Origin of the sequence: Pseudomonas sp. 2957, from assembly GCF_031456345.1 — a bacterium.
Classification (GTDB): domain Bacteria; phylum Pseudomonadota; class Gammaproteobacteria; order Pseudomonadales; family Pseudomonadaceae; genus Aquipseudomonas; species Aquipseudomonas siliginis.
In genome coordinates this window covers 81,038-104,104 of record NZ_JAVDUL010000006.1, presented here as the reverse complement: position 1 = coordinate 104,104, position 23,067 = coordinate 81,038, and the positions used below count along the sequence as shown (strand labels likewise).

General features: G+C 60.6%; 23 protein-coding genes. 11 read left to right on the top strand and 12 right to left on the bottom strand.

All coding sequences use genetic code 11. The features are described 5' to 3' along the window. Position 1 precedes the first annotated feature (1 nt). From cydB to ppk2, 5 genes are all read right to left on the bottom strand, one after another. A complete protein-coding gene (gene cydB / locus J2Y39_RS21550) occupies positions 2 to 1,003 on the bottom strand; it encodes a cytochrome d ubiquinol oxidase subunit II (protein ID WP_310219599.1) in 1,002 nt (333 codons plus the stop codon). A 12-nt stretch (positions 1,004 to 1,015) separates the two neighbouring features. After that, positions 1,016 to 2,389, bottom strand: a complete 1,374-nt coding sequence (locus J2Y39_RS21545; RefSeq protein WP_310219597.1) for a cytochrome ubiquinol oxidase subunit I — start codon at positions 2,387 to 2,389, stop codon at positions 1,016 to 1,018. Positions 2,390 to 2,392: 3 nt separating this feature from the next. After that, entirely contained in the window at positions 2,393 to 2,782 is a 390-nt protein-coding gene (locus J2Y39_RS21540; RefSeq protein WP_310219596.1) for a VOC family protein, read from the bottom strand. Between the two features lie 23 nt (positions 2,783 to 2,805). After that, entirely contained in the window at positions 2,806 to 3,021 is a 216-nt protein-coding gene (locus tag J2Y39_RS21535) for a hypothetical protein (protein ID WP_310219594.1), read from the bottom strand. Between the two features lie 703 nt (positions 3,022 to 3,724). Next, positions 3,725 to 4,540, bottom strand: a complete 816-nt coding sequence (gene ppk2 / locus J2Y39_RS21530) for a polyphosphate kinase 2 (RefSeq protein ID WP_056785103.1) — start codon at positions 4,538 to 4,540, stop codon at positions 3,725 to 3,727. Between the two features lie 190 nt (positions 4,541 to 4,730). Between ppk2 and J2Y39_RS21525 the strand changes: the two genes are divergently transcribed. From J2Y39_RS21525 to msrA, 3 genes are all read left to right on the top strand, one after another. Continuing rightward, the gene (locus tag J2Y39_RS21525) at positions 4,731 to 6,857 is read left to right on the top strand and encodes a TonB-dependent receptor domain-containing protein (RefSeq protein ID WP_252877965.1); all 2,127 of its coding nucleotides are present in this window, start codon (positions 4,731 to 4,733) and stop codon (positions 6,855 to 6,857) included. Positions 6,858 to 7,095: 238 nt separating this feature from the next. After that, positions 7,096 to 7,881, top strand: a complete 786-nt coding sequence (gene sseB, locus J2Y39_RS21520) for an enhanced serine sensitivity protein SseB (protein WP_310219592.1) — start codon at positions 7,096 to 7,098, stop codon at positions 7,879 to 7,881. Positions 7,882 to 8,027: 146 nt separating this feature from the next. Then, positions 8,028 to 8,534: a peptide-methionine (S)-S-oxide reductase MsrA gene (msrA, locus tag J2Y39_RS21515; protein WP_016774420.1), complete on the top strand. Its 507-nt coding sequence runs from the start codon at positions 8,028 to 8,030 to the stop codon at positions 8,532 to 8,534. Between the two features lie 18 nt (positions 8,535 to 8,552). Here the strand turns inward: msrA and J2Y39_RS21510 are convergent, their stop codons facing one another. Further along, on the bottom strand, positions 8,553 to 9,770 hold the full coding sequence (locus J2Y39_RS21510; protein ID WP_076563247.1) for an MFS transporter: 1,218 nt from the start codon (positions 9,768 to 9,770) through the stop codon (positions 8,553 to 8,555). A gap of 130 nt (positions 9,771 to 9,900) precedes the next feature. Here J2Y39_RS21510 and J2Y39_RS21505 point away from each other — a divergent pair, with 130 nt between their 5' ends. Continuing rightward, positions 9,901 to 10,524, top strand: a complete 624-nt coding sequence (locus tag J2Y39_RS21505) for a TetR/AcrR family transcriptional regulator (RefSeq protein WP_056785092.1) — start codon at positions 9,901 to 9,903, stop codon at positions 10,522 to 10,524. 5 nt (positions 10,525 to 10,529) lie between these two features. Here the strand turns inward: J2Y39_RS21505 and J2Y39_RS21500 are convergent, their stop codons facing one another. Beyond that, positions 10,530 to 11,756 (bottom strand): MFS transporter, encoded by a 1,227-nt coding sequence (locus J2Y39_RS21500; RefSeq protein WP_409037439.1) that lies wholly within the window; start codon positions 11,754 to 11,756, stop codon positions 10,530 to 10,532. Positions 11,757 to 11,815: 59 nt separating this feature from the next. Here J2Y39_RS21500 and J2Y39_RS21495 point away from each other — a divergent pair, with 59 nt between their 5' ends. After that, complete coding sequence (locus J2Y39_RS21495; protein WP_371857501.1) at positions 11,816 to 12,817, top strand: AraC family transcriptional regulator; 1,002 nt, start codon at positions 11,816 to 11,818, stop codon at positions 12,815 to 12,817. Between the two features lie 39 nt (positions 12,818 to 12,856). Here the strand turns inward: J2Y39_RS21495 and J2Y39_RS21490 are convergent, their stop codons facing one another. The 3 genes from J2Y39_RS21490 to J2Y39_RS21480 are packed head-to-tail and all read right to left on the bottom strand — an operon-like array spanning position 12,857 to position 15,118. Continuing rightward, positions 12,857 to 13,618, bottom strand: a complete 762-nt coding sequence (locus J2Y39_RS21490; RefSeq protein WP_409037438.1) for a carboxymuconolactone decarboxylase family protein — start codon at positions 13,616 to 13,618, stop codon at positions 12,857 to 12,859. A gap of 12 nt (positions 13,619 to 13,630) precedes the next feature. Further along, on the bottom strand, positions 13,631 to 14,065 hold the full coding sequence (locus J2Y39_RS21485; protein ID WP_310219585.1) for a cyclophilin-like fold protein: 435 nt from the start codon (positions 14,063 to 14,065) through the stop codon (positions 13,631 to 13,633). A gap of 24 nt (positions 14,066 to 14,089) precedes the next feature. Next, positions 14,090 to 15,118, bottom strand: a complete 1,029-nt coding sequence (locus tag J2Y39_RS21480; RefSeq protein WP_310219583.1) for an alpha/beta hydrolase — start codon at positions 15,116 to 15,118, stop codon at positions 14,090 to 14,092. 134 nt (positions 15,119 to 15,252) lie between these two features. Here J2Y39_RS21480 and J2Y39_RS21475 point away from each other — a divergent pair, with 134 nt between their 5' ends. Further along, entirely contained in the window at positions 15,253 to 16,161 is a 909-nt protein-coding gene (locus J2Y39_RS21475; protein ID WP_252869309.1) for a LysR family transcriptional regulator, read from the top strand. Between the two features lie 202 nt (positions 16,162 to 16,363). On the opposite strand, the gene J2Y39_RS21470 is transcribed toward J2Y39_RS21475, so the two are convergent. Continuing rightward, on the bottom strand, positions 16,364 to 16,606 hold the full coding sequence (locus tag J2Y39_RS21470; protein WP_217850224.1) for a hypothetical protein: 243 nt from the start codon (positions 16,604 to 16,606) through the stop codon (positions 16,364 to 16,366). 223 nt (positions 16,607 to 16,829) lie between these two features. Next, on the bottom strand, positions 16,830 to 17,747 hold the full coding sequence (locus J2Y39_RS21465; RefSeq protein ID WP_024012668.1) for a LysR substrate-binding domain-containing protein: 918 nt from the start codon (positions 17,745 to 17,747) through the stop codon (positions 16,830 to 16,832). Positions 17,748 to 17,941: 194 nt separating this feature from the next. Between J2Y39_RS21465 and J2Y39_RS21460 the strand changes: the two genes are divergently transcribed. From J2Y39_RS21460 to J2Y39_RS21440, 5 genes are all read left to right on the top strand, one after another. After that, a complete protein-coding gene (locus tag J2Y39_RS21460; RefSeq protein WP_252883659.1) occupies positions 17,942 to 18,691 on the top strand; it encodes an SDR family NAD(P)-dependent oxidoreductase in 750 nt (249 codons plus the stop codon). A gap of 100 nt (positions 18,692 to 18,791) precedes the next feature. Next, positions 18,792 to 20,090, top strand: coding sequence for an MFS transporter (locus tag J2Y39_RS21455; RefSeq protein ID WP_041480451.1), 1,299 nt, complete (start codon positions 18,792 to 18,794; stop codon positions 20,088 to 20,090). A 17-nt stretch (positions 20,091 to 20,107) separates the two neighbouring features. Next, a complete protein-coding gene (locus J2Y39_RS21450; RefSeq protein WP_310219580.1) occupies positions 20,108 to 20,956 on the top strand; it encodes a transketolase in 849 nt (282 codons plus the stop codon). Beyond that, entirely contained in the window at positions 20,953 to 21,981 is a 1,029-nt protein-coding gene (locus J2Y39_RS21445) for a transketolase family protein (RefSeq protein WP_310219579.1), read from the top strand. The genes J2Y39_RS21450 and J2Y39_RS21445 overlap by 4 nt, the downstream gene beginning before the upstream one ends. A 61-nt stretch (positions 21,982 to 22,042) precedes the next feature. Further along, positions 22,043 to 23,002, top strand: coding sequence for an alpha/beta hydrolase (locus J2Y39_RS21440; RefSeq protein ID WP_310219578.1), 960 nt, complete (start codon positions 22,043 to 22,045; stop codon positions 23,000 to 23,002). Positions 23,003 to 23,067: the final 65 nt, after the last annotated feature.

Sequence of the window (23,067 nt, the reverse complement as noted above, 5' to 3'; positions counted from 1 at the left end):
ATCAGCCATCGCTGGCAATGCGCACTTTGCCGCTGAACACGCGGAAACCGAAGGTGTTGTAGGCTAGGGTTATCGGTATGAGTACGGCGAATCCGACCAGCATGAAGATCTGGCTGTTCGGGCTTGAGGCTGCTTCGCCCAAAGTCAGATCCGGCGGAATGATGAATGGAAATAGCGCGACCAGCATCACCGCGAATGCCAGCACGAAAACGCCTAATGCGGCGAACAACGGCACGCAGTCAAAGCGCCCGTGAAAACCTTTGCTGAACCCCCATCCTAGAGTGCTGAGGATCAGCCCTGCCGCCAGCCACAGCCGAATATCGGCAAGCCGCTGGGCGTATTGCGGCTGCAACGTCGACGTCCATGCAATCAGCACCAGCAATAACGCCACGACGACCAGCGCCAAGACGCGGGCCTGGCGGGCCGAGTGCTGCTGCAATTCATCCAGGGTCCGCCAGTACAACCAGCACGTCCCCAGCCAGACGTAACCGAGCACCAGCACCACACCGCAAAACACCGGGAACGGATTAAGCCAGTCGCGGCCATCGCCAATGTACTGACCGCCCTGATGGGCGATGCCTTGCACGAGGGTACCGAGCACCATGCCCTGGACCAATCCGGTCAGCAGCGAAGCCAGGGCCAGCACGCCGTCGACGATGCGCTTGCGCCGCTCGTTCGGTGCGTAATCGCGAAATTCCAGCGCCATGGCCCGCGCGATCAAGGCGAGGAACATCACGATAAAAGGCACGTACAAGGCCGGCAGCAAGATCGCATACGCCAGCGGAAACAACGCCAGCAGCCCGCCGCCGCCGAGCACCAGCCAGGTTTCGTTGGCGTCCCACACCGGCAGAATCGACACCGCCATGGCTCGTCGCTGGTGTTTGCAATCCGTGAGGCCCATGAGCATGCCGACGCCCAGATCGGTGCCGTCGAGCAACACGTAGTTCATCACCGAGAACGCCAGTGCGGCGGCGCACAACAGAGTCAGCCAGTCCGTGTCCATGTCTGCGATTCCTCAGTGCCCGGTTTCGTCGGCAAGGGTGGGCTGCGGCCCGGGTTGGTCCTGCTGCGGCGGCTCGCGCAACAGACGCAGCAACACCCACAGACCGATGCCGAAGATCAGCAGATAAAACAGCAGAATCAGCCACGTCGACCCGACGACTTGAGCCCTGGACACCGACGACAGACTGTCCGCCGTGCGCATCAATCCGTAAACGGTAAACGGCTGTCGCCCCACTTCGGTGACGACCCAGCCGCTGAGCATCGCCAGAAATCCGGCCGGCGCCAGCAGCACGCACGCTCCCAGCCAGCGCCGCGCCGTGTACAGGCGATTACGTCGGCGCAGGATCAGGCTGACCACACCCTGCCCAAGCATCAACAGCCCCAGCCCGACCATCAGCCGAAATGCGAAAAACACCGGCGCCACGGGCGGGATGTCCTCAGCCGGAAATTCATCAAGCGCGGCGATGGTGCTGGTCAGGTCATGCTGCAGGTAGAGGGAACCAATGCGCGGAATCGCAACCTCCCAGTGGTTGCGGCGCTCTTGCATATCCGGCCATGCGAACAGGCGCAGTGGCTCCCCCGCGCCTTCTGGCGGGCGCGTCCATGAGCCTTCGATCGCCGCCACTTTCTGCGGCTGAGCGTGCAAACTGTGCCGGCCATGCAGGTCCCCGACGATAATCTGCACCGGCATCAGCAGCGCAATCACCCACAGCGCCATGGAAAATTGCAGGCGAGCGCGCGGGTTTTCCCGGGCCTGGCGCAATTGCCAGGCGCTGATCCCGGCAATCAGCGTCGCGCTGCCGATGAACACGGCGAGCAGCATGTGCGCCAAGCGATAGGGAAACGAAGGATTGAAGATGATTGCCCACCAGTCCTCAGCGAGGAAACGCCCGTCCGCGCCAATCGAATAGCCGGCGGGGGTTTGCATCCATGAGTTGGCGGAAAGAATCCAGAACGCGCTGATCAGCGAGCCCACCGCCACCGCACACGTGGCAAAAAAGTGCAGACGCGGACCGACTTTCTTCAGGCCGAACAGCATGATGCCGAGAAATCCGGCTTCAATGAAAAACGCCGCCATCACTTCATAGAACATCAGCGGGCCGATGACATCACCGGCCTGCACCGACAGCCGCGACCAGTTGAGACCGAACTGATACTCCAGAATCAATCCCGACGCCGTGCCCACTGCGACATTTAGCGCAAATACCTTGAGCCAGTAGCGATAGACATCCAGATAAACCTGGCGCCCGGTCCTCAACCACAACGCTTCCAGCACCATGAGGAAATTCGCCAGACCGATGCTGAACGCCGCCAGCACGATGTGGAAGCTGATCGTGATCGCGAACTGGGCGCGGGCGGCCATCAGGGCCGAATCAACAGGCTCCATCCATCATCCGCTGTAGAACACAGCCAGCTTGTTGCCTTCGGGGTCGCGCAGATAGGCCACGTAAAAGTCCGGCGTATAGGCCTCGCGAGTGCCAGGCGCGCCTTCGTCGCTGCCGCCATGGTCGAGCCCGGCCTTGTGCACCTGATCGACCTGGTGCCGCGAGTCGGTGCGAAATGCCGGCATCATGCCGTTGCCGGGTGTCGCCGGCTCACCATTGAACGGTTGCGAGATGTGCACACTCCCGGGCCCGTTGGACTTGTCGGCGCAATCGGGCAAGTAGAAACAGTAGTGTTCTTCGCGATCATGCCGGTAGCCAAGCAGCGTCAGGATCGCCTTGTAAAAAGCCGCCGAACGCTCGACATCGTTGGCGCCGATAAACAGATAACTGAGCATGGGACGTCCTCCGATGACAGCTGTCAGCGCTGTGGCTGTTCTGGGTTCAAGGTGAACACGTTGCCGGCGTCACGCACCAACTGGCGCCATTCGGCACTGGTGATCAGGCCTTGCTCCTCCATCTGATCCGCAGCCTTGAGCAGCTCGTCATATTGCTGTTCCGGATCCAGATCGCCCTCGGCCTGCTCTGCCATCTTGCGCCATGCCGCCAGTGATGCCTGCTTTTGCTGATCGAACATACCGGTATCTCCTGAGGGACTTACCCGGTAGAAAAATCAGCGCGAGAGAGGTTCAGGGCAGACGACGGATGGACGGTTGATGCGCAAAACCTTGTCGGAGTGAGCCTGCTCGCGATAGCGATATATCTTTCAAAAAATTTGAATGTGCCTCCTTCATCGCGAGCAGGCTCACTGCCACAGAAAAGCAAAATCAAAAGATCGCAGCCTTCGGCAGCTCCTACAGTTGGATCGCGTACCAGCTCAAGAACAGGTCGGCTGTCAGGCCGCCTTCGCGAGCAGGCTCGCCTACAAAGCAAACGCAAAGCAGCGCAGCTGCCCGCGGCGAAGCCGCACCACTCAACAATGAGCGCAAGCTCGAGTGCTTTTGATCTTGACTCACCGGCGACGTCGGAAGGCTGAGTGGAGGGATTGATCCGGGCGTGGGAGCGCAGCGACCGTACGACGCAGTCGTACACAGCGAGTGTAGGTGCAGCGAAGCAAACCGGAGCCGCTGCGCCAGGATCGATCCCGGAGCGAAGGAACCCGAGCCTGCGAGGGCCGAACGCAGGAGAAAAGCGTTTTGGTTACTTTTGGGCGTCTGCAAAAGTGACCCGCTGTAAGAGCGGAACCGCCAGCCGCAACACCCGAAAAAACGGATATACACCCAAAACCCCAAGAGCCTGGTCGGCCCAAAGGCCGCCACGCCCAAAAAAACCCGCAAATGTCAAAACCGCTCCGCCACCCGCTTGTACGCATAATCCGGCTCCCGGTACTTGCCCGGCTTCTGCCGTTTCGGCAACTCGACCTTGTCGCGCTTCACCTCTTCATAGGGGATGCGACTGAGCAGATCAGTGATGATGTTCAGCCGCGCACGACGTTTGTCATTCGAGTCGGCAACCCTCCACGGCGCCCAATCGGTGTCGGTGTGCTTGAACATTTCGTCCCGCGCCCGTGAGTAGTCATACCAGCGGCTGTAGGATTTCAGATCCATGGGTGTCAGTTTCCAGATCTTGCGCCCGTCATTGATTCGCGCTTCAAGCCGGCGGGTCTGTTCCTCCGGACTGACCTCAAGCCAGTACTTGAGCAGGATCACCCCCGAATCGACGATGGCGTTTTCCACCCACGGGATCGACTTGAGAAACTTGTCGGCCTGCTCCTCCGTACAAAAACCCATGACCCGTTCGACACCGGCGCGGTTGTACCAACTGCGGTCGAAAATCACCACCTCGCCGCCCGCCGGCAGATGCGGCAGATAGCGCTGTACATGCATCTGACTTTTTTCTCGATCGGTTGGCGCCGGTAATGCCATCACGCGGAACACCCGTGGGCTGACGCGCTCCGTGATCGCCTTGATCACCCCGCCCTTGCCCGCACCGTCGCGCCCTTCGAAAACAATACAAACCTTGACACCTTTGGCGATGACCCACTCCTGCAGCTTGACCAGCTCAACGTGGAGCTTGCGCAGCTGTTCGAGATAGTCCTTGTTTTTCAAGCGCGGACGTTCGATTGCCTTTGCAGGTTTCTTCTTGTCTTTCGCCATGAACCTGTCCTCGCGCTTCAACAGCCCGCTGAATTTGTTTATTGACCCGAAGGGCCTGATCCGTGAGGTTAGTTCACGCCCGGTTGTTTGCCATTGCCGGGCAAAAAAGCCCTGTCGCCATGTGTTTCCTGAGGTTGTTCCGACGTCGCACTGTTCATTGCCCGATCCCCTGTTTGCTGGAGTTTTTTCGATGCCGTCGTCCAAATCATTGCCCACTGCCCTGCTCGGTCTGGCCCTGGCCTGCCCGGCGATGGCCGAGACCCAAGGTCTGGAGCTGGGGCAAGTGCTGATTTCGGCAGATGAGCGCAGTGGCAGCGATGCAGCGGTCGAAGAAGCGCGGCAACGCCTTGAGCAGGTTCCCGGCGGCGCCAACGTGGTCGACATGCGCCAGCCGTTGCAGGGCCGCGTTGCCAGCAATCAGGATGTGCTGGCCTATCAGCCGGGGGTGTATGCCCAGTCGGCGGGCAACGAAGGCGTAAAGATTTCCATCCGTGGTTCAGGCATCAACCGCGCACCCGGTGCCCACGCCTCGGGGCTGTACACGATGCTGGATGGCTTGCCGCTGACCGGCCCCGGCGGCACGCCGTATGAATTGCTCGAGCCGCTGTGGGTCGACCATGTCGAAGTGCTGCGCGGCGCCAACGGCTTCGATCGCGGCGCGCTGGCACTGGGCGGAGCTATCGATTACGTCAGCCACACCGGTTACACCGCGCCAAAGCTGCACGTGCGCTACGCCACCGGCAGCCATGGCTATCAGCAGCGCCAGGTCAGCTCCGGGCAAGTGCTGGGAGATTTCGATTACTACGTGTCCCTGACCGATGCCAACGCCGACGGCTATCAGGACCACACCGCCAGCGAGAGCAAAGGCCTGGTCGCCAACTTCGGCTATCGCTTCAACCCGAATCTGGAAACCCGCTTCTACTTCCGCTATCGCGAAACCGACAACGACCTCGCCGGTCGCGTGACCAAGCATTCCATCGAACACAGCCCACGGGCAGCCAACCCGGCGTATGTGGCCCGCGATGACAGCCGCAAGCAGCCCGGCAGTACGTTCATCGGCAACAAGACCACGTTCTACCTCGATGACGATTCGAGCATCCAGACCGGCCTCGCCTACCACGACTACCCGATGGATCTGCGCGAAGGCCCGAACCGGCTGAAGGTGGCTTATACCGACGTCAGCGGCACCTTCGACTACAAACGCCGCGACACTTTGTTCGGGATGGAAAGCCGCAGCAACGTCGGCCTGCGCGTGACCAAGCACCTGCCCAACGATGGCGCCAGCGAGTTCGTGCGCATCCCGAGTGGCAACACCGCCAGCTACGCCCCGGGCACGCGGATGCGTAATTTCACTTATCAGGGTTCAGATACCGTGCTGCATTTCGGCAATGACCTGGAAATTGCCGACGACCTGTGGCTGACCACCGGCCTTGCCGCCATCTACACCCGCCGCGAAAGCGCCGTGACCTATCCGCAGGGCGGCGGCAAAACAAGTCTCAGCGACTGGGACTATGCACCGCGCATCGGCCTGCGCTACCAGATCACCCCGGACGTGCAAGTGTTCGGCAACCTCAGCCGCTCCGTCGAAGCACCGCACCCGTGGTCGCTGATCTACAGCTCCAACGTGCGCTTCCCTGCCGGCAACGGCGCCGCCACCGGCACCCAGCGCGACCCGGTCGAACTGCAAAACCAGACCGCTACCACTCTGGAACTCGGCGGCCGTGGCGACAGCCATTTGGGCGAATGGAGCCTGGCCTGGTACTACGCGCAAGTTCGTCACGAACTGCTCTCGGTACTGCCGGACGCCAACGCCGTCACGCCCTACGAACTCAACGCCAGCCCGACCGTGCACCAAGGCATCGAGGCCAGCCTGAACAGCAAACTCTGGACCGCCGCCGACGGCCGCCAGTTGAGCTTGCGCCAGGCCTACACCTTCAGCGACTTCCACTACCGCGACGACGAACGCTTCGGCGACAACCGCTTGCCGGGCCTGCCGATGCATTATTACCAAGGCGAACTGCGTTACGACTGGCCGCAGGGCTTCTTTGCCGCCGTGAACACGCAACTGGTCTCCAAAGTTGCCGTGGACTACGCCAACAGCTACTACGCCGATCCCTACGCCCTGTTCGGCGCCACCCTGGGCTACAACGCCCCGAAGGGCGACTGGCAAGGTTGGGTCGACATGCGCAACCTGACCGGCAAACGCTACGCGGCAACGGTCACGCCGGGGTATGACGACAAAGGTCTGGATGCTGCGCGGTCGACTCCGGGTGAAGGGATGGGGGCTTATGTTGGGGTTTCGTGGAGTTTGCTATAAGACCCAACGCGAAATTCAAATGTGGGAGCGAGCCTGCTCGCGAAAGCGGTGTATCAGCCGTGAGTTATTTCAACTGACACGACGCCTTCGCGAGCAGGCTCGCTCCCACAGTTGGCTTTGTGGTGTGGGTTAGAACGACGCAGGATTCGAATCTCTGGACGAGTATCATCGTGACAGCACGTCTCATCGGACCGACCAGATAATCATCGCTCTCCATTGAAAATAACGGACTGACCTCATGGATACTTCCCAAGAAAACCCTCTGGAAACATCGCTCCGACTGGCGGCCGATGAACCTGCGCATCGCCCTGAGTTCTATCGCACCCTGCTGGATTCCACTGTCTACATCCTCGGCACCGCCGGTGCGGCGCAAGGTCATGTCAATCTCGAAGCCGGCAGCAACATCAGCATCGCCCATTGGCAGAAGCCCGATGGCACGCCGGTCATTCCGTTCTTCTCCTCGCTGCCAACGCTGCAACAATCCATCGACAGCGAGCAGAGCTATGTAGAAATCCCTGCCCGATCATTGTTCGAAATCACGCTGGGCGCGCTGCTCTTTCTCAATCCGAAGTCGCCGTACGGCAAGGAATTCTTTCCGGAGGAAGCGCAACGCCTGCTCTCAGGCGAAATCGGCCGGCCCGCCACGCAGCGTACCGTTGAAAAAGAAACCAACGTCTTGCTTGGACAGCCTTCGGACTACCCATCGACGATGGTCCATTCGCTCTCGCAACTGCTGGCCAAACACGCCAATGTGAAACGCGCGTTCCTGGCGCTGATGCACGACCCCTCGGTTGATGAAAAACCGCACTTGATCGTCGGCATCGAAGCGGATGGCGATATCGAACAGGTCATGCGCGAAGCCGGCAATGTCGCTGCGGACACAGCCCCTGATGGCGGGCCGGTTGATTTTTGCCGCGTGCTGACGGGACAAGCCGGGCTGAGTGATTACTTCCTCAGGGAGACCAAACCGTTCTACGAGCGCAAGTCACCGAGCAAGCTGCGTTCGTTCTTTGGCTTTGGTTGAATACGATCTGATGAAAATCGCAGTCGCCTGCATGTCGCTTGATCAGCAGGCCAGTGGTCGATTCTCATGAGCGTGACCTTGGATTCTCTCAACCCGCCCTCATAACAGTGGGTATCCCCCCATCGTCTCGAGAGGAAGCACACACCATGACCACTCAAACCGAAACTGCCATTCTCGCCGGCGGCTGCTTCTGGGGCATGCAGGATCTGTTGCGCCGCTATCCGGGTGTGCTGAAAACCCGCGTCGGCTATACCGGCGGCGATGTGCCGAATGCGACCTATCGCAACCACGGCAACCACGCCGAAGCCATCGAAATCGAGTTTGATCCGGCCGTGATCAGCTACCGGCAGATCCTTGAGTTCTTCTTCCAGATCCACGACCCGAGCACGCCTAACCGTCAGGGCAACGATCTTGGCCCGAGCTACCGCTCGGCGATCTACTACCTCAACGACGAGCAGCGTGCCGTCGCTGAAGACACCGCCGCCGATGTAGACGCATCGAAGTTGTGGCCGGGCCGAGTGGTTACGGAAATAGAACCGGCCGGCCCGTTCTGGGAAGCGGAACCCGAGCATCAGGATTACCTGGAGCGGATTCCGAACGGCTACACCTGCCATTTCATCCGGCCTAACTGGAAACTGCCGAAGCGCGGTTGAAGAAACTGCTGGCGGGGTTCAATGCCCCGCCACCACCGAAGCTTCTACAGAGCGCGGGCCCGACTTGAAACCGTGGGCCCGGGCACCCCAGGCAATGGCGAAGGCGATAGCGACCAGTGCCAGCATGGCCCACGGAAATGAGGTAACGCCCCACTGATCGAGCAGCACGCCGCCGACGACACCGCTGCCAGCGATCGCGCTGTTCCACGCCACTACGTTCAACGACAAGGCGACATCCGCTCCGTCGCCCGCCGCATCAGCCAGCGCCGTTTGCAACAGCGTCGCCGCGCCGCCAAAGGTTAAACCCCATGCCGCCACGCCGAGATAAATCACCTCTGGGCTGCCTCCGCCAAATCCCAGCGCCACGCAGACGGCGGCAAAGGTCGCCAAACTCAGCAGAACCGTCGAACGCAGCAGCGGCTCGACCAGCTTCGCCGTCAGCCATATCCCGACCAGAGCGGCGATGCCGAAGCTCAACAACACCACATCCACCCGCTCGGCCATGCCCGCCGGCGCCACGAACGGAGCGATATAGGTGTAGAGAATGTTGTGCGCCAGCATCCAACTGATCACCACTGCTAGCACAGGACGCACGCCCGGGGTAGTCAGGACTTTGCTCAGCGATAGGCGTTGATGGGCCGGCTGCGGCGGGTAGTCGGGCACTTTCACCAGTACCCAGACGATCAGTACCAAGGTCAGCGCCGACATCAGACCGAATGTAGTGCGCCAACCGACCAGCCCACCGAGCCACGTACCCAGAGGCACGCCCAGCGACAGCGCAATCGGTGTGCCGACCATCGCCAGCGCCAACGCCTTGCCCTGCTGTTCGGGCTCAACCATGCGTCGCGCATAGCCGGCCAGCAGACTCCATGCCAGACCCGCCGCAACCCCGGCGAAGAACCGCGCGACCAGCGTCACGCCGTAATGCGACGACAGCGCGGTAATCGAATTGAACAGCAGGAAACCGACAATCGTCAGCAGCAGCACGTTGCGGCGCCGCCAGCCCCGGGTGGCGATGGTCATCGGGATCACCGCCAGTACGGAACCCAATGCGTACGCGGTAACCATTTGCCCGGCCATGGACGGCGAAATCGCCAGGCCTTCACTGATCAACGGCAACAGGCCCGCCGGCAGGGTTTCGGTGACGATGCAGATGAAGCCAGTCATGGCCAGCGCCAGCAAAGCGCCGATGGGCAGACCTTTTGGCGTAGCCGTTAACGTGATTGAAGGTGTCACTGGAAGCTCCTCGAAAAAACCGACTCAGATTTAAATACCGATCGATCTAGATCCTGAGGGTGCATGCGCAGCGTTGTCAACAATTTCTGTATCGACTAGTCTTTATATTAAATCAATGAGGAGTCAGGTCATGGCGAGAACCGGTCGCCCCCGTCAGTTTGATCGCGACGACGCCGTCGATCAGGCTTTGCAACTGTTCTGGCAACACGGCTACGACGCGACATCGCTGGCCCAATTGAAGGCAGGCCTGGGTGGCGGTATCTCTGCACCTAGCTTCTACGCCGCGTTCGGTTCCAAGGAAGCGTTGTTCGATGAATGCGTGCAGCGTTATTTAACCACCTATGCGCAAGTCACCGAGTGCCTGTGGGACGACAGCCTGCCACCACGCCAGGCGATCGAGACCGCTTTGCGCCAGTCGGCACGCATGCAGTGCGACGACACACACCCCAAGGGCTGCATGGTTACCCTCGGCGTCATGAGCGCACCGAGCCCGGAAACCGCCCATGTGGCGCAAGCCCTGACCCACTCAAGGCAGCGCACCCGTGCCGGCATTCAAGCCTGCGTCGAACGCGCTGTGAATGCCGACGAGCTGGCCAGCGGCACAAGTGCGGCGGCGATGGCGACGGTATTCGACAGTTTCCTGCAGGGCATATCCATCCTCGCCAGAGACAACACCGCGCTGGATAACATTGATGCTGCTATCACTCAGATCATGCAAATCTGGGAAATTGCCGCCACGCGTAAGGCGGATTGATCAAATCACAAATGCACCGGTGCCACCGGCGCCGAACCCGGCTCCGGCACATCGACATTGACCTTCAGGGCAATCAGCAGCGCGGCCAGCAACATCAGAATTCCAGCTGCTACAAACACGCCATTGATGCCGCTGAAACTGAACACCGAACCGCCGGCGGCGGCGCCTGCGGCAATCGCCGACTGCACCGATGCGACGACCATGCCGCCTGCGCTTTCGGCCTGATCGGGTATCGATCGCGCCACCCAGTTCGACCATGCCACCGGCACGCCACCGAAGGCCATCCCCCACAGAGCCAGAAGCAACGCCTGCCCGGTGAGCGACGCCGGTAACCCGACCAACGCCAGAGCAGCAACGCCCACCAACACCGGCATCAGCACCAGTGTTGCGCGTGGATTGCGCTGCAACAGCCAGCCGGCGAACAGCGTGCCGGCAAAGTTCGCCACGCCGAAACCGAGCAGCATCAGCGCCAGCGTCTGCGCGCCGACTCCGGTGGTGCTTTCCAGAAATGGCCTGATATAGGTGAACAACGCGAAGTGGCCGGTGTGCACCAATACACAGCCGAACATGCCAATGGCAATGCCCGGTCGCAGCAACACCTCAAGCACCGTACGCAGGCGTGACGGTCGATGTGGCGCCAGACTCGGTAACGTGAACATTTGAAAGACCAGCGTCACCACGCCAACCGCCGCAGCTGCGAAAAACGCACTGCGCCAGCCAAACTGGCCGCCGAGATAACTGCCCAATGGCACCGCGACCACGGTCCCGACGGCGATCCCGCTGAAGATAATCGACAGCGCCCGTGGCAGCAGCGCCGCCGGCACCAGGCGCATCGCCACGGCCGCCGCCATGCTCCAGAATCCGCCCAGAGCTATGCCCAAAAGGATGCGCATGATCAGCAAAACTGCGAGGCTCGACGACAGCGCCACCAGCAGATTCGACGCGATCATCAGTACCGAGAAACCGAGCAAGACCAGCCGCCGATCAAGACTGCGCGTCAATCCAGGTACGAGCAATCCGGCAAAGAGCGCCACCACTGCGGTCACCGTCACTGCTTGCCCGGCCAGCGCTTCGCTGACGCAGAGATCCAGCGCCATTGGTGTCAGCAGGCTGGCCGGCAGATATTCCGCAGTGAGTAAACCGAACACCCCCATCGCCAGTGAGAAAACCGCCATCCACGCAGGAGCCATCGGCTCCTCTTCAGTTCGCCCATCACCTACACATTCATTCATTTCAAGACTCCCTCGGACATTTCAAGAGAGCAGTCTATTAGCGGCAAACCGGATGATCTATGATGCGCAGTCTTGAACTTTTGATCGAAACCCCGAACATGAGCAGCACTGATTCCTTTTCACTGTCATCAGACCTGATCACTGAATTGCTGCGAAGCATGCGTCTGCGTGGCGTGCAGTATCGGCGGATCCACGCCGGTCCGCCGTATGGTCTGGGTTTCAGCGACAAATCGGGCCATGCGTATTTCCACTTCGTTGCCGCTGGATCGACGGTGTTGCGACTGGAGGACGGCAGCCTTTACGAGTTGGCGGCGGGCAATGCGGTATTCATTGCCCATGGTGCAGCGCACCAGTTGCTGTCACACCCAAACGCCGAAGTGCAGGACATTGACAGCGCCGTCGCCGCGCCACTCGGCGATACGGTCTGCGCGGTGCAGGTCGGTCACAGCGCCGTTTCGCCCGATAGCGCCCTGCTCTTCAGTGGCTGTATGGAGTTCGAGCTCGGCAGCCTGCAGGGCCTCGGTCGGCTGATGCCGGGACTGATGCTGATCGACGCCGGCGGCCAGCGTTATCCGGGGCTTATGCCAATTCTTGCGACCATGGAACGCGAAGTCAGCGCAGCGCGCATCGGCTTCGCCGGCATTCTCGCTCGCCTTGCCGACGTAGTGGCGGCAATGATTGTTCGTGGCTGGGTCGAATGCGCTTGCGGCAATGCCTCCGGTCTCGTCGCCGCCCTGCGCGACCCTCGTCTGTCGAAAGCTTTGCTGGCCCTGCACCAACAACCGGGGCGCGACTGGAGCGTCGCCGAGCTGGCAACGCTGTGCAACACCTCACGCTCGGTCTTCGCCGAACGCTTCCAGACCACCCTCGGCACCCCGCCGCTGCGCTACGCCACCGAACTGCGCATGCGCTTGGCCAGTCAGTGGCTGACACTGGAAAGACTGCCGATCGAAGAAGTGGCGCAGCGCTTGGGCTACACCTCCCAAGCGGCGTTCAGTCGTGCGTTCAAGCGGATAACGGGAAGCTCACCGGGAGCGAGTCGGCGCCAGCGCGCACTGTAGAAATTGCGTTAACAGGGCGGCAATGAATCCGAGCCGCCCTCACCGCTGGATTTTCCCCAGCCCCGCGCCCACCCGCTCAGCAGCCTGCAAATCCCCGCGCGCCTCCAACTCCTGCGCCACTTGCCGCAACTGCTCAACCGTCAATCCCACATTCAGACTGATCTTCAAATGTGACTCCAGCTGCGATTCCACCCCAGCCATTGCCGCCAGCGCGCCAACCGTCGCCAGTTCCCGATCCGTCCATGCCAGGTTGTCGCGGGCGAAGATGTCGCCGAACAAGTGCACTTTCAGGAACTGATCGATCGCCGGGGCGAATTCGAAGAGCGGGCCGGACACTGGCGCGCCGACCAGACGGGTCTGATTGTCGGTGCCGAGTTCGGTAAGTGCATACCCCGACGGAACCGGGCCGGGCTCTCGTCCGGGCGCGTCTTCAATGCCCCGCGCGGCGCGTTCCTGCACAACCTTCATTAGCAAGGACAAGGCGTTGAGGCTGCGTGGGAACCCGGCGTAGGCGTACAGCTGCACCAGAACTTCCTTGGTTTCGCTGATGCTCAACCCGGCATCGAGACCACGATTGAGTGCGTCGTGCAAACGCGGCATATCGCCGATTGCAACGTTGGCGGCAATCGGGGCGATCGCCAGTTGCTTAAGCGTCAGAGGCTGTTCTTGCATGATCGGTTTCTCCTGTGATCGGGAAGGATTGGCGCAGAGAGGATTCACGCAGGCTGCGCTGGCAAGGACCGCGCAGCCGAGGGCCACGATGCGCAGAAGGCGCGGCTGATGTAGAGTTTTCAGCTTCATCAATGAATCTCCTCACTCATCCAGCGTGAACGTCACCCGCACATCGCCGCGCCCCAAAGCCTCGGCCAAGTCCTGCGTCCGGTCGATGCGACCAAGACGCGAATAGCGGTAAGACGAATCGAAGGTTTTGTAGAAGACCACCAACGTATCGTCGCCATACAAAAGGAAATCGCCGTTGTGGATCGTTCCCGGCCGATAGGGCTGCGTGGGCAAGGGCGGCTGCACGGTGGCGTATTTTTCGTTGCTGTGCAGGTCGACCATGTTCAGGCTCAGCGGCAATCGCGTGAGCAATTGCCGAGTGCTCGGGTTGTCCTCAAGAGCAATGGCAAAACGGTGTTCTCCGACGGTCATCCACATCGTGGTCTCCTCCGGGTTAGCAGCAGACTGAGCAAAGGGCAGCCATGCCATCAGTACGAATCCCTTCCAGCCGTGGGCAAAAAACCGCATCGCTTTGCTCCGTCGCGTTGAAAGTTACTTCAGGTTGCTCTTGAAGAACTGCGTCAGCTTGGCAAAAGGAATCAGCTCGACCCGGTCGTACAGATCGACATGGCCGGCATTCGGCACAATCACCAGTTCTTTCGGCTGCCCCGCCAACCGGAACGCCTCTTCGCTGAACTCACGGGAGTGCGCGTCGGCACCGGCAATAAACAACATCGGGCGCGGCGAGATGCTCTCGATATCGACGAATGGATAGAAGTTCATGAACTTGGTGTTGCTGCTCAGCGTCGGGCGCGTGGTCTGTTGCGGCGTCGAGCTGGCCGGGGTGAATTCGCCGCGCGGGGTGCGGTAGAAATCGAAGAATTCACGCTGGATCGGATGGGTGTCGGCCTTCAGTTCCAGCACCGTGCCGCCGGTGTATTCGACTTTGCCGCCAGTAAACTCGGCGTAACGCTGCTCGGCCGCTTGCGCAATGATCTGCTTGCGCTGCGCAAGGCTTTGCGAATGCTTTAGGCCGTCACGGTTGGCGGCGCCCATGTCGTACATGCTGACCGTGGCGATGGCTTTCATGCGCGGGTCGATTTTCGCCGCGCTGATCACGAAGCTGCCACTACCGCAAATGCCCAACACGCCGATGCGCTCGCGGTCGATGAATGGCCGTGTGCCGAGGTAATCGACGGCCGCGCTGAAGTCTTCGGCGTACATATCCGGCAGCACGGCATTGCGCGGCGCGCCCTCGCTTTCGCCCCAGAACGACAGATCCAGCGACAGGGTGACAAAGCCCTGCTCCGCCAGCTTCTGCGCATACAGATTGGCGCTCTGCTCCTTTACCGCGCCCATCGGATGGCCAACGATAATCGCCGCGTTGCGCGCTGCCGGGTCGAGCCCTTTGGGGACAAACAGGTTGCCGACCACGGTGAGTTGATATTGGTTTTTGAAGCTGACCTTCTGCAGGGTCACCTTATCGCTTTTGAAGAAATTGTCAGCGCCGTGGGACATGTCAGCTCCGAATGCAGTGAATGAACTCAGGAGAAACCCGAGCAGTATGAACAGTCGTTTCATGGGGGCGTCCTTGATCGAGAAGCCAGGCGTGGCCGGGATGAAGGTATTGTTGCGCACGCTCGAGACTTTGATTAGCTAATGAGTGCTTAATGCGGTTATAAACTCTGCTAATCAATAAACCCGAGCGCGCGCCCATGGCCAAACCCAATTTCAACGACCTGCTTGCCTTCGTCACGGTTGCCCGCAGCGGCAGCTTCACCCGCGCGGCGGTGCAACTGGGCGTGACGCAATCGGCGGTGAGCCAGGTAGTCTCGGCGCTGGAGGCACGTCTTAAAATTCGCTTGCTGACCCGCACTACGCGCAGCGTGTCACTGACCGCGGCCGGCGAACGCCTGTTGCACACCGTCGGGCACCGTTTCGATGAAATTGAAGCCGAGCTGGACGCCCTGACCGAGTTGCGCGACAAGCCCGCCGGCACGGTGCGCATCACCTGCGGCGACAACATCATCAAGACCACTCTGCTGCCGAAGCTGACGCCACTATTGCTGCAATATCCGGACATCAAGCTCGAGTTCGATATCAACTACGGTTTCCGCGACATCGTGGCCGACCGCTTCGATGCCGGCGTGCGTTTCAGCGATACCGTCGCCCAGGACATGATCGCCGTACCGATCGGCCCGCCACTGCGCATGGCCGTGGTCGCTTCGCCCAGCTACTTCGCCCAGCACCCCGCCCCGCAACATCCGCGCGATCTGGCGGCGCACCGTTGCATTGACATCCGCTTTCCGACCTACGACGGTGTCGATGCGTGGGAATTCGAGCGCGAGGGCAAAAAGCTGAAAGTACGGGTCGACGGCCAACTGGTGTTCAACTCCACCGTGCACATCGCCGACGCGGCTGTGAACGGGTTAGGGATTGCCTACCTGCCTGAAGACGAGTTCGGTACGCATCTGGCTGAAGGGCGTTTGGTCAGAGTGCTGGAAGACTGGTGCGAACCGTTCGGTGGCTTCCACCTCTACTACCCCAGCCGTCGCCAACCGTCGCCGGCGTTTTCACTGGTGGTGGATGCGTTGCGCGTGGTGAGAGATCCAGCCCCGTTGTAGGAGCGAGCCTGCTCGCGATAGCGTCGGCACATCCAACAGAGTAAGTGCCTGACCCAGCGCTTTCGCGAGCAGGCTCGCTCCCACAGGGGGTTGCGTCAGATCCCGGAAATCAGTCGATTCACAAATCCATTGTGGGAGCGAGCCTGCTCGCGAAGACGCCAGACCAGGCAAATCATCTCTGCATGCCAGCCCCGCGACACCCTCACAACTTCGACACATCCCCGGTAGCCTCGGCAATCGTCGCCAAGGTTTCCTCCATGCTGGCGATGTCTTCATGCAGCTTTTGAAACACCAGATCCAGCGACTCGGGGGCGTCCACGGTCTGATGACCACGCAGCGACTCGACGCTATCGCCCTCCACGTGCTGAAGAATGTCCACGCTTTCTCGCAGTGCCAACAGCTGATCAAAGATCGCGGCAATCTGCGCCTGGCTGCGGGTGCTCATCGCTTCCCCGGCTTACAGATCAGTGATCCCCATCCCAGATATGTGATGACCATAAATCAGCCCCTTCTAAAGAAACGATGAACACAGAAAACAACAGCCTGCTCAGCCTTTGGTTTTTCGCGGATCGGCAGCGCGCGGGAAAGTGCGCTCTTGCGTGAATGATCAAGACCGATAATGGATTGACCTTGAGCGGTTCAGAGAGTTTGAAAGAATTGATCCCGACTCAATACGCGAACTCGTGGCCCAACTCGCTCTCCATCCACGCCAGAAAACGCCTGACCCGTGGAAAGCTCGAATGCGCCTTGGGGAATACCAAATGGTGCGCAGCCACCGCAGCACTCAGTGATTCAGGCGCGACTTCGACCAGCGTGCCCGCCGCCAGATACTTCTGCGCCAGCAATGTGCTTTCCAGCGCGAAACCCAAGCCATGACTCGCCGCTTCCAGCGACATGTACGAGCGATCGAAGCTCAATGCATAAGGCCGTTCCGGACGCGCCAGACCATGCTGAGCAAACCATTGCGGCCATTTGAGCAGGGTGGCTTCCGACAGAATCAGATCGCACTCCAGCAGATCCGCCGCCCCGCGCACCGGGCGTTGCGCGAGCAGTTTCGGTGAGGTCAGCACCGCGAACGTCTCATTCCTGACCGTGCGCACCTCATAGCTTGGCCAGTTCGGCAGACCGTGGCGGATATCGACATCGATCTTGTCGCGACTGAAGTGCAGCGATTCATATGAGCACGACAGGTTGATCTGAATGTCCGGATGACTCGCACGAAACGCTTCCAGGCGCGGCATCAGCCAGAGCAGGCCGAAGCTTGGCGACGAGTGCAAGCGCAGGCAATCGAGGCTGACATCGCTGGCAGCACGTTCGGTGGCAACGGCGAGACTGTGCAAAATCCCGGAAACTTCCTTGAGGTATTGCTCGCCGACCGGCGTCAGCGAGACGCCACGGGCAGCACGGACGAATAATTGCCGGCCGATCATCCCTTCCAGTTTCGCCAGTTGATGGCTGACTGCCGAGGGTGTCAGGTCCAGCACTTCCGCCGCTCTGGCGACGTTGCCGAAGCGCGCGGTTTGTTCGAAGGCCTGAATTGCTTTCAGCGGTGGCAGGATGATCGATGCCTCAGTGTCAGAGCGCATGGGGACTCCGTGGTGATTTCTTGTGATGTACGGACCGGTTTCATTCAAGCATTTGCGAAACGGCCTGACGAGTGCTGAATTTTTTTCAGCATTGAGTGACTTCCGCGTTATTGCTCACGCTCGCCCCGGAGGACAAGCTGAGTCATCGGTTACTTACACACCGACCCAATAAAAACAATTCGAGGGAATCCTTCATGCTTCTTCAAGGCAAAGTCGCAATCATTACCGGCGCCGCATCTGCCCGTGGCATTGGCCGCGCTACCGCCAGTACATTTGCGCAACACGGCGCTCGCGTGGTCATCCTCGATCTGGATGCATCCGCAGCACGTGACGCCGCCGCAGCACTGGGCGAAGGTCATCTGGGTTTGGCGGCCAACGTGGCCGACGAAGCGCAGGTTCAGCAAGCCGTCGCCGCCATCATCGAGCACTTCGGGCGCATCGATATCCTCGTCAACAACGCCGGTATCACCCAGCCACTGAAGACTCTGGATATTCGTCCTTCGGACTACGACAAGGTGCTGGACGTCAGCCTGCGCGGCACTTTGCTCATGTCCCAGGCGGTGATTCCGCTGATGCGCCAACAGTCTTCCGGCAGCATCGTCTGCATGTCGTCGGTGTCTGCCCAGCGCGGCGGCGGCATCTTCGGCGGCCCGCATTACAGCGCGGCCAAGGCCGGTGTACTGGGGCTGGGCAAGGCCATGGCGCGGGAATTGGGGCCGGACAACATCCGCGTCAACTCCATCGCCCCGGGCCTGATTCACACCGACATCACCGGCGGCCTGATGCAGGATGAACGCCGCCACGCCATCATCGACGGCATTCCGCTAGGTCGCCTGGGTCAAGCGCAGGACGTCGCCAACGCCGCGCTGTTTCTGGCCAGCGACCTGTCCGCTTATCTGACCGGCATCACCCTCGATGTGAACGGCGGCATGCTGATTCACTGAGTAACTCTGGGCGGGCCTGCGTGGCCCGTGCGGTTCTGGATCGATGACGCAGCCGGGCCTGATGGCCTGGCGGTCAATAAAAACAAGAGATCAGACCATCATGACTACCCTGTCGCTCGAAGCGGTTTCGACCGTGCGTTCTTCTGCCTATCGCAAAACGGCCTGGCGGCTGATGCCGTTCCTGATGCTGTGCTACCTGTGCGCCTATCTGGACCGGGTCAACGTCGGTTTCGCCAAACTGCAAATGATGAACGATCTGGCCCTCAGCGAAACAGTCTACGGACTGGGCGCCGGGGTGTTTTTCATCGGCTATTTCCTTTGCGAAGTGCCCAGCAACATCATCCTGCACAAGGTCGGCGCGCGAGTGTGGATTGCGCGGATCATGATCACCTGGGGCATCGTCTCGGCGCTGTTTGCCTTCGTCGAAACCGCCTGGCAGTTCTATGCCCTGCGCTTTCTCCTCGGGATTGCCGAAGCCGGTCTGGCGCCGGGCCTGCTGCTCTACCTCACCTACTGGTTTCCGTCCTATCGGCGGGCGCGCATGACCGTGTTGTGGTTTATCGCCATTCCGCTGTCAGGCATGGTCGGTGGCCCGCTTTCGGGCTGGATCATGAACCACTTTGCCGGTGTGCACGGCTGGGCCGGCTGGCAGTGGATGTTCGTTTTGGAAGCGGTGCCCACCGTGCTCGTCGGCCTGCTGGTACTGAGTTATCTGAAGGACGGCGTGCATCAGGCGACCTGGCTCAATGACGAAGAAAAAGCGCTGATCACTCGCGAGCTGGCCGAAGACGACCAGCAAAAGGTCACCCATGCCTCGGTCGGCGAGTTCATCCGCGACCGGCGCTTGTGGCTGCTGGCGGCGATCTACTTCTGTGTGGTGATGGGCCAATACGCGATCACCTTTTGGCTGCCGACACTGGTGCGTAACGCAGGGGTTTCCGACCCGCTGCACATCGGTTTCCTGACCAGCCTGCCTTACCTGTGCGCCATCGCCGCCATGCTCCTGGTCGGCCGCAGTGGCGACAAACATCGCGAGCGCCGCTGGCACCTGATCGTGCCGATGATCGCCGGTGCGATCGGCTTGAGCCTGGCAGCGATGATGGGCGGCAATCCGACCTTGTCGATCCTCAGCCTGTGCCTGGCCGCCTCCGGCATTCTCTCCGCCACCTCGTTGTTCTGGATGCTGCCCACCACGCTGCTTGGCGGGGTGTCTGCGGCCGCCGGCATCGCCGCGGTCAACAGCTTCGCCAACCTCGCCGGGTTCTGCTCGCCCTATCTGATCGGCTGGATCACTACCCTGACCGGTTCCAGCGCCATCGGCATGTACCTCATCACCGGGGTGCTGTTCCTCGGCGCGAGCCTGGTCCTGCGTATTCCCGCCGCTTTGGTCAATCGTTGAGTCAACGGAGTTTCATCATGACGACTAATCTTGCACACGCTGCATCGCTGAGCCTGACCCAGCGCGCGCACAATATTCGCCGCCATGCACTGCGCATGGGTCAGGTTCAGGGCCAGGGCTATGTGGGCCAGGCCCTCGGCGCGGCTGACCTGCTGGCGGTGTCTTACTTTCATGCGATGAATCATCGCCCCGCAGATCCCGAATGGGAGCAGCGCGATCGCTTCTATCTCTCCATCGGCCACTACGCCATCGCGCTGTACGCAGCGCTGATCGAAGCCGAGATCATTCCCCTCGACGAGCTGGAAACCTATGGTTCGGATGACAGCCGCCTGCCGATGTCGGGCATGGCCGCCTACACCCCGGGGATGGAAATCACCGGCGGTTCGCTGGGTCAGGGCCTGGGTATCGCGGTCGGTGCCTGCCTGGGCCTCAAGCGCAAAGGCTCGGCCTCGTTCGTCTACAACCTGCTGTCCGATGGCGAACTCAATGAAGGCTCGACCTGGGAAGCGGTGATGTCGGCTTCGCACTGGAAGCTCGACAACCTGATCGCCATCGTCGACGTCAACAACCAGCAGGCCGACGGTTACTCCAGCGAGATTCTTTCGTTCGAACCCATTGTCGATCGCTGGCAAGCCTTTGGCTGGTTTACCCAGCGCGTCGATGGCAATGACCTTGACGCACTGGTGACTGCTTTCGATGCCGCACGCCAGCATTCGGGCAATCAACCGCGGGTGATCATCTGCGACACGAAAATGGGCAAAGGCGTGCCGTTTCTGGAGAACCGGGAAAAGAATCACTTCATTCGCGTCGAAGAACACGAATGGGACCTGGCAATGAGCAATCTTGCAGAAGGAAAAGACCAATGAGCAACGCCGCCAACACTGCGCCTTCGACTGCTACTGGCGCGCCGGTGAAAAAGCGCCTGACCACCTCGGCGATGATTGCCTCGATTGCCTCCGAGGGCCAGGCGACCCGTTCGGGACCGTTCGGCCATGCGCTCGCAGCGCTGGCAGACCAGCGCGCGGACATCGTCGGTCTCTCGGCTGACCTGTCCAAGTACACCGACCTGCACATTTTCGCCAAGGCGCATCCGGAGCGTTTCTATCAAATGGGCATGGCCGAACAGTTGCTGATGAGCGCTGCGGCGGGCATGGCGCGTGAGGGTTTCGTACCCTTCGCCACCACCTACGCGGTGTTCGCTTCGCGGCGTGCTTACGATTTCATCTGCATGGCCATCGCCGAGGAAAACCTTAACGTCAAAATCGTCTGCGGCTTGCCCGGTCTCACCACGGGTTACGGGCCGAGCCACCAGGCCACCGATGACCTGGCTATTTTCCGCGCCATGCCCAATCTGATGATTGTCGACCCGTGCGATGCGCTGGAAATCGAACAGGCCGTGCCGGCCATCGCCGCTCACCAAGGCCCGGTCTACATGCGTTTGCTGCGCGGCAATGTGCCGTTGGTGCTGGACGAGTACGGTTATAAATTCGAGATCGGCAAGGCCAAGACCCTGCGCACGGGCAATGATGTGCTGATCATCTCCACCGGGCTGATGACCATGCGCTCACTGGAAGCTGCCAAGCAATTGCAGGCCGACGGCATTGATGTGGCCGTGCTGCACGTGCCGACCATCAAGCCGCTGGATGAACACACCATTCTCGCCGAAGCACGCAAATCCGGGCGTCTGGTGGTCACAGCCGAGAACAGCTCGATCATCGGCGGTTTGGGCGAGGCGGTTGCCGGGTTGTTGTTGCGCAATGGCGTGACGCCCACCTTCAGACAGATCGCGTTGCCCGACGCCTTCCTCGACGCCGGTGCCCTGCCGACGCTGCATGATCGCTACGGCATTTCGACGCCGGCTGTCTGCGCGCAGATCAAAGCCTGGCTGTAACTCCACCGTGGGCGGCGCTTCGATCAGAGGCGCTCGCTCATTCGAGAACAGGAGGCAGAACGTGAAAGCACATGAACTGCTGGATCCCGACTTCAAAAGCTTTTTAACCCCCGGCGCACAAGCCTGGACGTTGGAGACGCTGCCCGCGATCAGGGAGCGTGTCCATGCGACATTCAAATCCCGAGAACAAGCGCGCGGTGAAAGCCTATGGACCAAGGCCCACGACGGTGAGGATTTGCGCCTGTGTCTTTACCGGCCTGCCGCCGGGGCACCGGGCGGTAATTTTGCGGTGATCCTGTACATCCACGGTGGAGGTTTCGTCCTTGGTTGCCCCGAAATGGCCGATGACTATCTGGCTAACCTCGCCGAAGAACTTCAGGCGATCATCGTCGCTGTCGATTACCGTCTCGCGCCAGAGCACCCCTTCCCTATTCCCCTGGAAGATTGCTACACCGCCCTCGGCTGGGTTTTCGCCCAACGGCAAACGCTCAACATGGACGCCGACAACGTGATCGTCATGGGTCACAGTGCCGGTGCAGGTCTGGCAGCAGCGCTGGCCATCGTGGCGCGGAATCGCGGCGAATATTCCATCGCCAGCCAGGTGCTGGTTTATCCGATGCTCGATTACCGTTCGGGCAGCCCGGCCTCGCCTCACCAGAACAGCACGACCGGAGTGATTGGCTGGCCGGCGCAAGCCAACCAGTTCTGTTGGGATTGCCTGCGCGCTGACCAAGCGCTGGATGATCTGCCAATCGGCTGGTTTTCGCCGGCCCTGCAAGACGATCTGCGTGACTTGCCACCGACGTTTCTGGCCGTCGGGGCGCTGGATCTGTTTCTGGAAGAAGACGTTGCATATGCCATGCGTCTGTCGCGCGCCGGGGCTGCCGTCGAACTGCATGTCTACCCTGGGGCGCCACATATGTTTGATCAGTGCCCCGGCAGTGTTAGCGATCAGTCTGCGCTGGATATCGTCCGATCACTTCGGCGATCGATAGCTAGCGCATTAACTGCTGAGGGATAGAAAGAACCGCTGAAACGGTAAAACAGGATTTCTTATACAAAGCCTTCCCCCCACTTCTACGCTTA